Raw genomic sequence first — 14,865 nt, forward strand, 5'->3', positions numbered from 1 at the left:
GCGAGCCGCCACAGCGACCATTTAGGATAAAGCTTTGACTGTCTGCTCCGTCACACGCCTACTTCAGGAATGGCCCTTACGATTCGGGTCCGCACGAGCACCACTGGGGCGATTCCTCGTCGACGGAGGTGTGCATGCCGCCCCGAATAGTAACCACTCCAAAGATCACCGCAGCACCTAGCAGGACGGTGACCGTCGCACCGAGGACAGCGTTGTCGTAAGCGTCTCCCAACAAAACACCCATAGGGACTGCAACGGCGCTCGCGACCACACACGCATTCCACAGCCAGCGATAACGCCTCACGCACGGACTGTAACTGAAGGGATCCCCTAGTTGGAGCCCTGGTCGTTGTGGCGTGCGTCGCAGGAACTCTCGAAGGGTCGTGCAGGGTTTCTACGCCCGCTATGCGGTGTTGATGCGTCGCGACATGATTGCCGATACCCGGCGCCTCGATGGTCTACTCGCCAAGAACCAGAAGCGGATAACCCGTGGAGGCCGGGGTGGATGACGCTCACACTTCGCCTGCGCCGCCATCGTGGTTAGCTGCATCGTATTCTGCACGTGCGCAATTGATTTGGTCTGATCGCGCATATCCCCACTCGATCAGGTTCATCACTAGGTCGGACAGACTCCGACCTAGTGGCGTGAGGTCATACACCACGTGCTTCCGCGCGTCGGCGACCACGGTCCGGCTTAGTAGTCCATCGCGTTCGAGCATCCGAAGATTGTGAGTAAGTATTTTCTGCGACAACGGGTGTGACGGGTCCATTGCGTCCAGTAGCCGCTGAATCATCGACGGACGCAATGGTCCGACACGTAATATGACTAAGAGCCAGTTTCTCCAGTAATTGCCAACGTGACCTACGATGCCCACAACCGGCGCACTGCGATTCCAAGAATATTCGACAAGTAGCGCCGCTACGAATCCGAATATTTCCTCGGATTCGTCGGTTACCGCAGGTGCTTGTTGGAGAATTTCACGAATCCTTGTCATCATCCGATCTACTGCGGAAAGCCGGTGCGATTCATAATCCGCGCCCATAGGTTACTCCCTTTAGACCGACGCGACCTCTCGGGCGATTTTGGTCCCGCACGAGACTGTCTCGATTGGAGGAACTATGGGCCAACGTCGCGTGTCAGTATCGATTCATGCTAACACGCAACGCTGACCGTAGCTGCTGAATTCGAGTGACTATCTAGCTGTTTTGGCTGGTCGTCAACGTATCTGCAGTGTACCGCGCACGAGCAGCTTCAGTATCGCGCGGTGCCTCCTGCACTACACTTTCGGCGGCGAGGTACGCAAATGTGGCGGCGGGCCCGAGTGTGCTCCCTAAAGATAAGTAGCCATCACCGGCTATTGATGCAACACAGTTTCCGGCCCCATACAACCCTGGAATGACGGACCCGTCCGAACGCAAGACTTGGCTGTTCGAATTCGTCTTGGGCCCTCCGTTGGTGTCCAACACCATCCCGCAGATCAGCACGCAGTAATATGGCCCGGTCTCGGCGAATGGAAACATTCCCGGATTTTTTTCGTTACCTGGCCTCGGGATGCCATGCCAGTCGTATTCGGACATGTTCTCGCAACGGTGGAAATCTTCGTCGACACCCGCGCGGGCGAAGCCGTTGAATCTGTCGACCGTCTGCTCCAGTTGCTCGGCGAAGCCAGGTGCCAATTCGAAATCACCGATGACAGAGGTGAGACTCTTCAAGCGCGCCTCGATGCGCTCGGTGATCTCCTCCCATGTCTGACCTTCGATAATGTAAGGTTTAGGGGTGCGAAACGTATCCCAGAACAGGGTCGGCTTGGTGTCGTGGGCGACGTAATCGTCGTAAACCATAAAGAGAACCCTGTTCGGATAGTCGCCGTTCTTGTCGCGGTCCCATATGACGCGGTTTCGGTCCTGGTACACAAGCTTCTCGTTGACGACCCTGTTACCATTGCGATCGACATAAATCATGCTGTCTCCGGGCGGAACGGGAATACCTTTATCCTCGTTCACGCGATTCATGGCAGCCTTTTCCAAGATGTCCTCGTACAGCCAGCCATTCTGCATGTGAGCGAGTTCAGCTCCGGCCTCGCGCGCGATAGGGATGAAATCACCCTGTGCGGTGGCAACTGCGCAACTGCTGTAAAGCGGCCCGCGCCAGTATTCATCGATCAAATCCGCGTTATGTGCAAAGCCACCGCTAGCGAAAACCACCCCTCGTCTCGCGTAGATGGGATCACCCCACGTCCCCCCAACTCCGACGGCTGCACCAGTTTCATCTTGCAGCAGCCGCTGCACACGATGATCTGTGCGCACCTCGATACCCCGGCTTCTAACGGCTACCCCCAGTTGATCGACCAAATCTGCTCCAGGTGCAGCGGAGCCGTCCTCTCGCGCTGGTCCTAGATGCCGTAAAAATCCTTGAATAGAGTTATCCAATTCCGGGTGATAGCTGACAATGGCTGGGTACCGTTCCGTAAAGGATGGCCAGGTGGTGACCCGGAAGGCACCTGCCGCAACCAGCGCATCAATCGCTTTCGCGGCGTTATCGTAAAACGCGCCTATTGTTTCCCACTGCCACTCTTCTGCGCCGTAGTATTCGGCATCGGCGTCGTACTGGTCGGGATGCGCGACCTGGACAACGTAGCGCAAGACGCTATCTCGATCGTCGCGAATTCCTAAGACGTGCATAAGTGAGTTGTCTGGAATCCACATCGCCCCGCCGGACTTGTAAGTTGTACCGCCGACTTCATCTGATGCCTCCAATAGAAGGACCTCGGCACCACGATCGTGAGCCAAAATTGCAGCACACATTCCCGCCATTCCGGCACCGACAATGATTACATCGAATTCATCTCGATCAGTTGTCGAGAAACCAGTAGGTCGGGGCGGGGGATTGAAAAGCCCTTCCATCCACCAGTACTTCGGCGTCCCGGTTGTCACAATAAAACTCCTAGGGTTTGACAATATTCACATATTAGGCTCATCGATTAATCCTTCTTCCGCGACTGGTCCACGAGTTGCCCCTCATGCGAGTAGCTTTCGTATGCCTCGGCCAAATCGCGATATTTTCGAAAGTCTCGTAAATTCGAATAGTCTGCCCTGCGTACGCGCTCGACGAAGTCCGGATTCGAAATCTGCGCCCTACCAACCCCGATCATGTCGAAGTCGCCGGCCTCCAAACCGCGCCGTACACGGATGATGTCATCCTCCACCTGCAGTACGGGGTCTTGGTTGTCGAAGACATCACTCGCGAGATCGGTGGACAACCCGACGCTGCCGATCGTCATGACCGGGCGATCTGTCATTGTCTTCACCCAGGAAGCGACACTCCGTCTAGAGTCGAGTTCCGGCCAGGCGACAGCGTCGAATCTGCGAGCCGACACATGAAAGACGTCGGCTCCCGCTTGCTGCAAACGTTCCAGAAACGGTCCCAGTTCGTCAGGATGCGCCGCGATTTTGGCTCCGTAATCCACCTCCTTCCACTGCGAGAAACGCACTGAAATTATGAATTGAGGGCCCGTCGCAGCACGGATTGCCGAAACTATTTCAGCAGGATATGCGGCGCGGTCGGCTAGGGTTTCACCGCCGTATTCATCGGTTCGCCTATTCGTTTCATGCCACAAAAATAGATCCAACAGGTAGCCATGAGCGCAATGCAATTCAATCCCGTGTGCGCCGAGACGCTGGGCGATAAGAGCACTCTCGACATATGCATTTTTGGTATCCTCAAGGTCCTGCTTCGACATTGCAACACCGTTGGTACGGCCCTCCTGGATCAACCCTGATGGGCTCCATGCAGGATGGTCCGGATGTGGATTCTCAATACCGTCGACAACCAGTCGCAGGGCACCTGGATGCCACAGCTGCATCAACAAGACTACGTCGCCGGTACTGAGGACCTCACGGACGACATGTCCCCATTCCTTGATGGTGTCACGGCCGAGAATGCTGAACGCCGGCTGCCAGTACCCCGCCGGATGGTCAGGTGCGGCCCCCTCGGAAATGATTATTCCCGGGCCCCGTTCAGCGGTCGAGCGCAGCGTATCCGCCATGCCCACAGTTGGCTTGTACCCACGCGAGCCACGCTGCATGGCAGGAAGAAGAAACCTGTTACGGACCGTCGTGGTATTGATTCGAAGAGACGAAAACAGTAGATCGTCTGTATCTTTCAACACATCTTCTTCGGCATAGTTCGTCTGCATCTGACCGCCTTACGGTTGGAAATCGAGTCACCGAAGACGTTAAGTCCGTCACAGTTGGGTGACAATTAGGAACTTTTTGGTGCCTACTAACGACACGCAATGTGCCGAGCGGTCGGTTTCGTTCGGCAGCGTGATCAATGAGGTCCGCAGACGGTCGATCGCGCCACGAGGTTCGGTAACATCGCGCGAGTCGATCGAGTATTCGACGATCTGATTTGAGTACAGATCATCAACGATGCTTAGGCAGTGGTTCGCGCTCATTCGGATTGTCCTACTGAGAGATCGGCGACTGCGCGACTTGTCCCCTCAAATTCTCGCAGCGGTTTGATCGGTTGGCGGCTTCTTTCAGTTCGGGGGCTCGCCTGAGTTCGAGGTCGAGGCGCCACCTGTCTTGACGCCGTCGTCGCGCTTTCACCCATCCGCACAAATAATCCTCGACGGCGATGACGTCGCTGCGAAACTTCTCGTATCGAGAACGCCTCCAGTGTGAGGACATCCCTCCACGGCGGGGAAGCATCCACGAAGTGGAGGGATGTCGAACCAACCCGCACCAGACCCGATCGTTCGACGAATGCAACCGGTCCGCATTGAACCAGCGAACCCACTCGGCGCAGCGCGCGGTCATCGTCTCCACGATCAGCGGAGCCACCCGCGACCACCACACCGGCGCAACGCCAGGCGCTTCGAGCATGACCTGATGCCGGTCGCGCCCATCGAACGCCGCAACCCGTACCGTGCGCACGCCTGCTTCATGATCTCGGCGGTATACTGACTTCCCCCGTCCGAGCGCATGATTGTGCCTGCGACGTCTCCGCCACGTTCGTCGACAGCCATGTTCAGCGCTTCGAGGACCAGTTCGGTGCGCATGTGATCCGCCACCGCCCACCCCAGAACCTTCTTCGAATACTCATCCTTAATCGCACACAGATACATGTCACCTTCACCGCAGGTCAGACCTGCGCGACGACCTCGTCGTCGGCGGTGGTGCCGACCACGAGCGCGCCGTTGGATGAAGTCTCCGATCGAACCTGGAAGGGGTTCGGGTGGGGAACCCCATCAACGGCCATAGTCAGGCGAAGCGCATCCCAGGCCGATAAGGGTACGTTCGCTGGGTCTATCTCGCACCAACTGCCGCGCCGGGCATGGGCGCGAGCTTGGCGGCCTCGGCGACGGCGGAGCTCCAACTGAACTCGTTGTTGTCGCTGAAGTAGTAGTAGGTGGCGCCGTTCGGCATCATCGCGACCGTGATGCCGCCGTACCCCGACATGAACGGTACGTAGAAGGGGCTGGTGTAGGCGGGGTTGTCGGCGGAGGTGAACTCCTGGCCCCAGAAGCCGTTCTGGTACTTCATGGGCTTGGCGCCGGTGGTGGTCATGCCCCGGTCCTCCGGGTCGCGTTGCATGGTGGCCGTGAGCAGTGCCGGGTCGAGTATCTGCGTGCCGTTGACGGCGCCGTGGTCGTTGTTGAGGAACTTGGCGAACCGGGCGACGGAGTCCTGCGTCCAGAACATGCCGTACCCGCCGAAGGGTTCTCCGCCGGGGCTGTTGTCGGTGCGGGAGGAGACGAGCGAGTCGGGCCCGACGCCGACGGGTTCGAGCACGTCGTCACGGAGCATGTCGAAGATGTCGGTGTCCGAACCGGCCTTGTCCTGCAGGTAGTTGTTCATCGCGCGGGTGGCGAGGAAGGTGTCCGAGGTGTGGTAGACCCACTGGCTGCCGGGGCCGGACTTACGCGGGAAGGACAGGGCGAGTCGCATCTTGTCGGCGTAGGGCTCGGCTGCGAAGAAGTCCGCCATGGTGGGGCCCGCTTCGTCGGTCTCGTAGCCGTGCGAGGTGTAGTTCCCGGTGGCCATGTCGAGAGTCTGGTCGAGGGTGATGCCGCTCCAGGCGGTGTTGCCGGCGGTCTCGGGGATTCGGTCGGAGAGCCTCTCCTGGGCCACGGCGGGGCCGTAGCGCTTCGCCAGACGCAGCATGGCTGTTCCCGCGAACGCCGACTTCGCGGTCGAGTACGAAGGCAACAGCATCTGGCCGCAGAACGGGTACTCCCCTTGCCGGGTCCGACAGTTGCCCACATAGTGCACTCCGCCGAAGTAGAAGCCGAAGGTGCTCAGTGCGGACGGCGTGATGCCGGCGCTGAACTTCGCTACGTCCACCCCACTGTCCGGGTAGTCGGTGGCCAGCGCCGAGACGGGCTTGGTCGGGAGCCGGTCCCCGACCTCGGCGGCGTACGCGTCGCGCAGGTTCTCGGCGCCGTCGACGGGGCCGGGCCGGTAGTCGGCCGGTACCTGGCCCCACATGTCGATCTGGAAGTATTCGCAGGTCTCCGTGGTGATCTGGTAGCGGATTTCGGAGACCGATGTGGCGTCGAAGAGGAACATCAGGGTGCCGTTGTGCACGCAGTTCGCGTTGCGCTCGACGAGCGCGAACGGCAGTGAGGCGCGGGTGCGTTCGCCGTCGCCGTCCTCGTTCCACGCGCGGCCGGGACCCACCGCCAGGTTCCACGCCTGGTTCCCCGTGTACTGCAACCCGCGCTTGGCCGGGACGAGGTGGCTGCCGTTCTGCACGAGGGCGATGTCGACCGGTGGCAGGTGCCGGGTGGCCGCCGTGTCTGCGTATCCGTGCGGGTCCTTCAGTACGCGGAAGCCGCCGGTGGTGGAGAGACCATTGAGGGTGAGGGTGCCTTCGAAGCTGTGGGTGGGTGGTGCTGCCTGGGCGGGCAGTGCGAAGGCGCCGTCGGGGACCGTGTCCGTGGCGGCGCCCTCGGTGAGTTGGCCGGCGGTGAGTTCGGTCCGGTTCACCGCACCGCTTCCGGTGAGCGGATCGCCCGGTACGGGCACGGCTTCGGCGGGCGCCGCGATCGTCGGTGGCGTGACGGTGCACAGCGCCGCGAGTGCGACGGTAACGACGATGGCACGGCTCAGCCCTCGGGCATAGAAGGGTCTTGGCATGGTGTGTGTCCTCTCGGGCCGGCAGCAGATACGGATATCGCCGCATCCTGGGGCCCGCCGGGGCCGCCGTCCAATGCCTGTCCGGTCTGATCAGGCTGCCCGCCAGGTATACGTCCAGCTCATCCGCGGGCGGTGACCTGAGGCCCGTACTGCTCGACGCAGAAGCGCGACAGCCCCGTGGCGAAGGCCTCGATGCTGCGCAGCGCATAGTGGCTGGCGTCCCACGCGGCGTGCAGATGGATCTGCAGCGGCTCGCCCGCGCCGTCGAGGATGAGCAGCGGGTGCAGGTCGAAGCGGGGATCGTCGGAGACCACCGCAATTCCGTGGCCCGACGCCGCCATGGCCTGGGCGACGTGCGGAGTGTCGCATTCGAGCACGATGTCGTACGAGGCGTCGGCGTCCTGCACGGCATGGTCCAGGACGCGTCGGGTGCCGTGCGCCGGGGTGAGGACGATGAGGGGCGCCGCGGCGAGTTCCCCGATCGTGACGCCGTCCCGGTTCGCCCAGGCGTGGTCGGCCCGCACATAGGCCCACAGCGGTAGCCGCGCCACGGGCAGCCCGGCGAAACGGCGCCTCGGAGGCGCCGTGGAAATGGCTACGTCGGCGCCCCTCCCCAGGGCCTGGTACGCGCGGGCCGGGCTCTCCGCCTGCACCGTGACGAGCGGATCCTCCGGTCCCCAGGTGGCCAGGAACGGTGCGATCACGTCCGTGATGGTGGTGGGCGGCGCCGCCACGGTGATCCGCATGGCGCGACCGGAAGCAAGCGCTCCGACTGCGGCCTCGGCGGCGTCCGCTCGGGCGACCAGATCTCGGGCCAACGGAAGGAAGCGCCGGCCGGCGGCGGTCAGGATCAGCTGTCTGCCGCCGCGGTCGAAGAGCGTCATGCCCAACGACGCCTCCAGGCCGCGCAGTTGGCGCGACAGCGAGGGCTGGGCGACGCGGACCTCCTCGGCGGCCTTGGTGACGGAACCGGTCTCCACGATGGTCAGGAAGTAGCGCAGCACCCGTAGTTCCATTGGTAGTGGCCTCTCGGAAGACGGAGGAGACATGACCCTTGCATGCCTCAAAGGCATGCAAGTCAGCCCTAGAAAGTATTTGAAATTATATGTGACGAGGCCCACGCTTGTCTCACCCCGGCCGCCCGGCCCACGCCGCCGGCGCCTGAACCACCATCAACTGCTCCCTCCAGAGCCCTACCTTCGATTGGCTGGTGTTCCCCGCATGACCCGCCCCCTGCCCCTGATCCTCGCCCAGGCGCCCGGCCGCCCGGCCGACGACCTCGCCGGCTTCACCTCCGACGTCGAGCGGCGCGTGAAGCTGCGCGCACCAGGCGCCCTCGTCGTCTACCCCGAGCTACACCTCGGCGAGAGCGCCCCAGGCGTTCCGGCCGCGCCGGAGAAGGCCGCCGAGCCGCTCGACGACAAACGGGACGCTGCCCTCGCCGAACTCGCGGGCGACCTGGGCATCTGGCTGGTACCCGGCAGCGTCTACGAACGCGGCGCCGACGGTCGCATCCACAACACGGCAGCCGTCTACTCGCCGCAGGGCGAACGCCTCGCCGCGTACCGCAAGATCTGCCCGTGGCGCCCCTACGAGACGACCGCACCCGGCAACCGGTTCGAGGTCGTCGACCTCGCCGGGGTCGGCCGTATCGGACTGTCCATCTGCTACGACACCTGGTTCCCGGAGGTCTCCCGCCATCTGGCCTGGATGGGCGCAGAGTTGATCGTCAACGTGGTCCGCACCCCGACGAGCGACCGCGCGCAGGAAATCGTCCTCAGCCGCGCCAACGCCATCACCAACCAGGTCTTCGTCGCCAGCGTCAACTCCGCCGCCCCGTCCGGGATCGGCCGCAGCCTCGTCGTCGATCCACAGGGCACGGTGCGCGCCGAAACCGTCGATGCCGGCGACTCCACCCTCACCGACGTGATCGACCTCGACGAGGTCAGCAACGTCCGCCGCTACGGCACCGCCGGCCTCAACCGCGTCTGGGACCAGTTCCGCCCCGGTGACGCGCCCCTCGAACTCCCGCTGTACGGGGGCCGTATCGACCCCGCCACCTGGAACGCCGCCCACACCACCGAGGAGCCACCACGATGAACAGCGAGACAACTGGGAACACCATGAGACTGAAAGGCGACCTGAGCCTCTTCTCCGTCATCCTGTTCGGCCTGGCCTACATCTCCCCCGGCATCGTCGTCACGATCTTCGGCGTGGTCGCCGCCACCAGCGGCGGCGTGGCCCCGACGGCGTTTGCCGTCGCCACCCTCGCGATGGTGCTCACCGGGCTGAGTTACGCAAAGATGGCGCGCGCCGTGCCCGGTTCCGGGTCGGTCTACACCTACGCCCGCACGATGCTCGACAGCCGCATCGGTTTCCTGTCCGGCTGGGCGATGCTGCTCGACTACTTCTTCATCCCGATGGTCGGCTGGCTGATCACGGCGATCTACTTCAACGCCCAGTTCCCTGACATACCCAAGTGGGTCTGGCTGATCGTCTCGGTGGGCATCACCACCGCCATCAACGTCTTCGGCATGAAACTCGCGGACCGCGTCAACAAGGTCCTGATGTTCATCGCTCTGGGGTCGCTGGTCCTCTTCGCCACCCTGTGTGTCGTCTTCCTCGGCAAACACGGCTCCTCCGCGCCCGCCACGGACGCCCTGTGGAACTCCGGCACTTCGATCGGCGCGGTCACTGCGGCCGCCGCCATCGCCGCGTACTCCTTCCTCGGCTTCGACGCCCTCTCCACACTCGGCGAGGAGGCCAGGGGCGGGGCGAGGACGATCGGCAGAGGCATCGTCGGGTGCGTCATCGCCGCCGGCGCGATCTTCTTCGTGCTGTCCTTCGTGATGCAACTCGTCCACCCGGGCGCGCTGTTCGCCGACGTCGACGCTGCCGCCTACCATCTGAAGGTCCAGGTCGGCGGCGAGACGTACGCCGAGATCATCAACTTCGTCACCATCGCCGGATCCATTGCCTCCTGCATCGCCCTGCAGGCGTCCGCCGCCCGCCTCATGTACGTCATGGGACGCGACGGCGTACTGCCCAAGGCCGTCTTCGGCAAGCTGTCGGCGAAGACCGGCACCCCGGTCAACAACCTGCTGTTGACCGCGGCCGCCGGTGTCATCGCCATGAAACTCGACCTGACCACAGCCACCTCGTTCATCAACTTCGGCGCGTTTCTCGGCTTCGCCGTGGTCAACGTCTGCGTGATCGCCCACCTGGTCCGAGAGCACAGACACGGTCGCACCCTCAACCGCTTCTCGTACCTGGTGATGCCGGTCATCGGCGGCGCCGTCTCCGTCTATCTGCTCACGAGGCTCGGTGACGTCGCTCTCCAAATCGGCGTCGTATGGTTGGCGATCGGTGTTGTCTATCTGGCCGTTCTGACCAAGGGCTTCCGCCGGCCCGCACCGGAAATGACCTTCGACGACGACCCCGTGGCCACGGACAAAGTCACCGCGTAGCTCCCCTCCCTCGCCCGGCGGCGTCGTGCGGTATCGCGACGCCGTCACCGGCCGGGTGAGGCGCGGCCGTACCCTGGGTCGTGGAGCAGGAACAGCGGTCCTGACGTGCCCGGTCGTGCCACGGGCCGCGCCAGCACGGTGCGAATCACGCGCACGACACACTATTACCGAAATATCTTCAATCTCCGACCAGCAGGACCGTTCACAGTGCTATTCCTTCTGATCCATGCCGTCATCACAGTCATGTCGATCGTCCTGCGCCGCCGCGTGCCGAATGCCGGATCGCTTCTTGCGGTTGCGGCACAAACGTACGCAACCGAACGATGGAGCACCGCGCATATCGTCGACCCTGATGTCACCGCACAGTTCCTAAGTACCAATCCGGGCCATCTCGCCGGCGAATCGGTCGCAGCCCAAAGATCCGACACGACAGAGTCGCCCATCGGTAGCTGCCGAGCAGGCGGAACCACTCTCGCTCGAACTAACAGCACTGGCCCGCACCACATTCGACACTCCGCGAAGCAGCTCACGATCCCAGACCCTCAGGATTGATATGCACAAACACTCGCGCACGAGGCGCCCCTGGCAGATAGTCTGCCATTCACTCTTCTCGGCACACTCAGCGACGCGAACGATTCCGAGTTGATCATCCTCAAAATCCGGTCGCGCTCCACACGAGAATGACCGCGAGGCGATGACGCAGAGATCGCGCGCAACAAACCGCACATCACCACGCCACCCACGGGTGCAATAACGGCTCCGGCAACAAGCCAGAAAGCGGCCATGATGGCGCCACGCGTTCATCTCGACGACGTCCTCGATCTCGCGATCTTCTGGGCACCGATCGGCGAACCTACACCCGGAACGATCCAGTCCGAATTCGGCATCGATGTCGCCGAGTACCGACGACTACTTTTGGCCGCGATACAACGGCACCAGCAGCGGCCGCTCGTCCCCTGCGATGCTGCGACCCTTGACCGGGTGTACTCCCCATCCGTTCTGGCGGCACTCGCCGTACAGCATCATCACACACCGTCCTTACCAACACATTCGGTCGATCCGAACCCCGAAACCTGCGATTAACCCCCCGCCACCTGGTCGACTAGACACAGGTCTTCACTTCGAAACAGAGAATGCCATGTCAGCAACCGAAACCGGGGGACGCCAGGGGGAAACACCGGATCTACAAATTGCGCGAACAACACCAGTTGAGATGGAGATCCGTCGTTACCGTCGATGGCGCGATAGACGACGTGAGGCAGAGCGCCGACGTACCCAACTCCCTGAACGCAGTCGAGAAGTCGAGGACATACTCACCTTTGCGCGGAGATGGGCCCCCTACGGGGGTCCATCCGAGGAAGATATTTTCGTCAACTTTGGAATGTCAACCAAAGGGTTCGAAGCAAGAGTGAAGCAGATTTTAGACGAGATCGGTTGCGACAGTCTCGAAGAACACAATTGATGTGGGTCTATCGCGAGTCAACCTCCCCGATGACCCAGTTTCGCAGTTGGGAAGCGCACACGAGAATCAGCCACCGCGGATCCGTCCGTTCTGATACTGATCGCCGCGACGAGCCCGGCGATACTGATGGCCATTCGTGTCCTTCCTCTGAACGGGTGGGGAGTCGTTGCAGCCGCCGTCGCCGATGGATTAACTGCCTCGCCAATACAGCCACCACCCGGACAATCGCCCCTGCGCTCGTACCTGCCTTCCAACACACCGCCCTCCATTCCTTCGACGCCCTTTCCCGGGAGATCGTCTGATGCGGCGGGCCAGTGCTGATCTCCCTCGCCGCAGCTATCGCCGTCACTCCACCGCGGTTGCGCTGTTCGCCACGAGTGCGAAGTGTGATTCCGAAGACATCAGCAGGAGCCGACCCAGGAAACGTGCTCTATGTAGGACCTCTAGCCTCGAGCTTTCACGTCGATTTTGGCCGGGCCGTGTGTTGATCATGAAGAAAGGTGCTCTGAACTGGGAGAATATGGCTTGCTGAGGGCCGATATTCACTGCGTTCGAGGAGCACCTTTCTGGTGGGCAAGTCTACTTCGTGGTACCCGTCGCTGTCCGTCGACTCCGCCGGAACCGGTGTCGTGTCGCACGCCGGGGCGATGTTGTTGCTACGCACCGCAGAGAAGTCCGGTCTGACCACCGCGTTGTCGAGCGCGCTCGAGCCGTGGCGTAAACCGACGACCTCCCACGATCCGGGCAAGATCATCGCCGATCTGACGATGGCACTCGCCCTGGGCGGCGACTGCCTGGCCGATATCGCGCTGCTGCGGGAAGAACCCGCAGTCTTCGCCGGGTGGCGTCCGATCCCACCGTCTCGAGACTGATTGCCGCATTGGCCGCTGACGCTCCGAAAGCGTTGGCGGCAATCAACTCCGCCCGTTCGGCAGCCCGACAGATCGCCTGGAGCGCCGCCGGTGAACAGGCTCCCGACCATGAAATCGACGCCGGACATCCGCTGATCATCGACCTCGACGCCACCCTGGTGACCGCGCACTCGGAGAAGGAAAACGCTGCCGCCACCTACAAGAGAGGGTTCGGCTTCCACCCGCTGTGCGCGTTCGTGGACCACGGACCGGACGGCACGGGAGAGCCGTTGGCGATGATGCTGCGACCGGGCTACGCCGGCTCGAACACCGCCGCCGACCACATCGAGGTCATCCGACAGTCGTTGCGGCAGTTGCCGTTCACCGCCAAAGGCGGACGGATCGGACGCAAGGTACTGTTCCGCACCGACGCGGCCGGCGGCACCCATGCCCTCATCGACTACCTGACCACACAGAAGTTGTCGTACTCGATCGGCTTCGGTCTGACCGACGCCATCGTCACCGCCATCGACGCCCTTTCCGAACAGGCTTGGATCCCCGCGCACAACGCGGACGCGCAACCCCGCGACGGCGCCTGGATCACGGAAGTGATCGGGGTGCTCGATCTGCCGGGCTGGCCCGACGGGATGCGGGTCATCGTCCGTAAGGAACGCCCACACCCCGGTGCACAACTGCGCTTCACCGACCGTGACGGGCTGCGGTTGACCGCGTTCGTCACCAACACCGAAGGTGGACAATTGTCCGATCTGGAACTGCGGCACCGGCGCCGGGCACGCTGCGAAGACCGGATCCGCATCCTGAAAGACACCGGCCTGGAGAATCTTCCGCTGCACGGTTTCGATCAGAATCGGATCTGGCTCGCCCTGGTCGCCCTCGCCGTCGAGGTCACCGCATGGATGCAGACGCTCGCGCTCACCGACGACACAGCCAGGCGGTGGGAGCCGAAACGCCTACGACTACGCCTGTTCGCCACCGCCGGCCGCATCGCCCGTCACGGGCGAAAAGTGCACCTGCGGCTGTCCGCCCACGCACCCTGGATCGACTTGCTGATCACCGCATTGGCCCGTCTCAACGCGATCCCCGACCCCCTCTGAACAGCACCAATCCGACCACCGAGACGAAAGGGATCAACTTTCGGGGCCCTGGACCCCGACGACCACCCGACCGCGTCGGGCGAGCGCTCGTTGCCGAGCACCGAATCCACGCCGAAATACCCAACGCGACACCGATCAGAGCGACACGTCAGAGGCATGCAAGATTGAGGCTAGACGCAGCACCGAAGATTCAGTTGCAGGAGATTCGCTTTCCGGCTTGACCCAGACCATCCGACCCCAGTGTCGACCACACCTAAACTGAATTTAAACTTCGTCAGCGCGTGTGTATGAGGATGAGACAACCAAGCCCTGAGTTGGCCCGCACAGCCATTGGAACCCTCCCTTAACAGTCAGGGGCTGTCGAGAATGCGACTGTCGTGGCGATTCCGCATGTCGCACCTGTCGACGGCTTTGCCTATCCCGATCTCCACTCAGGTTCCGACCTGTCGGACGGTCAGCGCTCTAGGTCGCCGGTCCGTTGGTGAGGGTATGCGTTCGCCAAATTACGTATCTCGTTTTGGGCACAGTTCGATTCGGGGATCACCTGCCACAATCGCTCGATGAACCGGGACGTTGTCATGTCGAAGTGCACAAGCATTTCCTCCTCGGCAGCGCCCCCGTACGGTGCCCACGTCCTGGCGAACTCGATGAGGTGCTCCGCCTCGGTATCAGGATGGCTGCGTGTGCGGTTGGCTTCGATCCAGGCGGCGCGACGTCTTTGGCGCCATTGGCGATACTCACGAGAGTTCATGGGAATTCACAGATCTGCTCGGGACTACGGGTGAGGCGGGCCGGTGGGTCGGGCCGAGAGAGAACTGCGCCATGAT

At 62.3% G+C, this 14,865-nt stretch carries 10 protein-coding genes and 1 pseudogene; 3 read left to right on the forward strand and 8 right to left on the reverse strand.

Annotation, left to right across the window (positions count from 1 at the left end):
* Positions 1-512 precede the first annotated feature (512 nt).
* The 7 genes from AC1D1G_RS06800 to AC1D1G_RS06830 all read right to left on the reverse strand — a co-directional run bounded on the left by AC1D1G_RS06800 (position 513) and on the right by AC1D1G_RS06830 (position 8,159).
* On the reverse strand, positions 513-1,043 hold the full coding sequence (locus AC1D1G_RS06800; RefSeq protein WP_477951552.1) for a winged helix-turn-helix transcriptional regulator: 531 nt from the start codon (positions 1,041-1,043) through the stop codon (positions 513-515).
* A 154-nt stretch (positions 1,044-1,197) separates the two neighbouring features.
* Positions 1,198-2,934, reverse strand: a complete 1,737-nt coding sequence (locus AC1D1G_RS06805) for an FAD-dependent oxidoreductase (protein WP_477951553.1) — start codon at positions 2,932-2,934, stop codon at positions 1,198-1,200.
* Between the two features lie 47 nt (positions 2,935-2,981).
* Positions 2,982-4,196: an oxidoreductase gene (locus tag AC1D1G_RS06810; RefSeq protein WP_477951554.1), complete on the reverse strand. Its 1,215-nt coding sequence runs from the start codon at positions 4,194-4,196 to the stop codon at positions 2,982-2,984.
* A gap of 48 nt (positions 4,197-4,244) precedes the next feature.
* Positions 4,245-4,457 carry a hypothetical protein gene (locus AC1D1G_RS06815; RefSeq protein WP_477951555.1) on the reverse strand — a complete coding sequence of 71 codons (213 nt, stop codon included), beginning with the start codon at positions 4,455-4,457 and terminating at the stop codon, positions 4,245-4,247.
* A 375-nt stretch (positions 4,458-4,832) separates the two neighbouring features.
* On the reverse strand, positions 4,833-5,129 hold the full coding sequence (locus tag AC1D1G_RS06820) for a DDE-type integrase/transposase/recombinase (protein ID WP_477951556.1): 297 nt from the start codon (positions 5,127-5,129) through the stop codon (positions 4,833-4,835).
* A 181-nt stretch (positions 5,130-5,310) separates the two neighbouring features.
* Positions 5,311-7,143 (reverse strand): serine hydrolase domain-containing protein, encoded by a 1,833-nt coding sequence (locus AC1D1G_RS06825; protein WP_477951557.1) that lies wholly within the window; start codon positions 7,141-7,143, stop codon positions 5,311-5,313.
* Between the two features lie 119 nt (positions 7,144-7,262).
* Positions 7,263-8,159, reverse strand: a complete 897-nt coding sequence (locus tag AC1D1G_RS06830; RefSeq protein WP_477951558.1) for a LysR family transcriptional regulator — start codon at positions 8,157-8,159, stop codon at positions 7,263-7,265.
* Between the two features lie 205 nt (positions 8,160-8,364).
* Here AC1D1G_RS06830 and AC1D1G_RS06835 point away from each other — a divergent pair, with 205 nt between their 5' ends.
* The 3 genes and pseudogenes from AC1D1G_RS06835 to AC1D1G_RS06845 all read left to right on the forward strand — a co-directional run bounded on the left by AC1D1G_RS06835 (position 8,365) and on the right by AC1D1G_RS06845 (position 14,038).
* Positions 8,365-9,243, forward strand: coding sequence for a carbon-nitrogen hydrolase family protein (locus AC1D1G_RS06835; protein WP_477951559.1), 879 nt, complete (start codon positions 8,365-8,367; stop codon positions 9,241-9,243).
* Positions 9,240-10,610, forward strand: coding sequence for an APC family permease (locus AC1D1G_RS06840; protein ID WP_477951560.1), 1,371 nt, complete (start codon positions 9,240-9,242; stop codon positions 10,608-10,610). The genes AC1D1G_RS06835 and AC1D1G_RS06840 overlap by 4 nt, the downstream gene beginning before the upstream one ends.
* A 2,109-nt stretch (positions 10,611-12,719) precedes the next feature.
* Positions 12,720-14,038: pseudogene (locus AC1D1G_RS06845) on the forward strand (IS1380 family transposase).
* 454 nt (positions 14,039-14,492) lie between these two features.
* Here the strand turns inward: AC1D1G_RS06845 and AC1D1G_RS06850 are convergent.
* Complete coding sequence (locus AC1D1G_RS06850) at positions 14,493-14,789, reverse strand: hypothetical protein (RefSeq protein WP_477951561.1); 297 nt, start codon at positions 14,787-14,789, stop codon at positions 14,493-14,495.
* Between the last annotated feature and the right edge of the window lie 76 nt (positions 14,790-14,865).

The sequence above is a fragment of the Rhodococcus sp. P3_B8 genome, assembly GCF_056402775.1.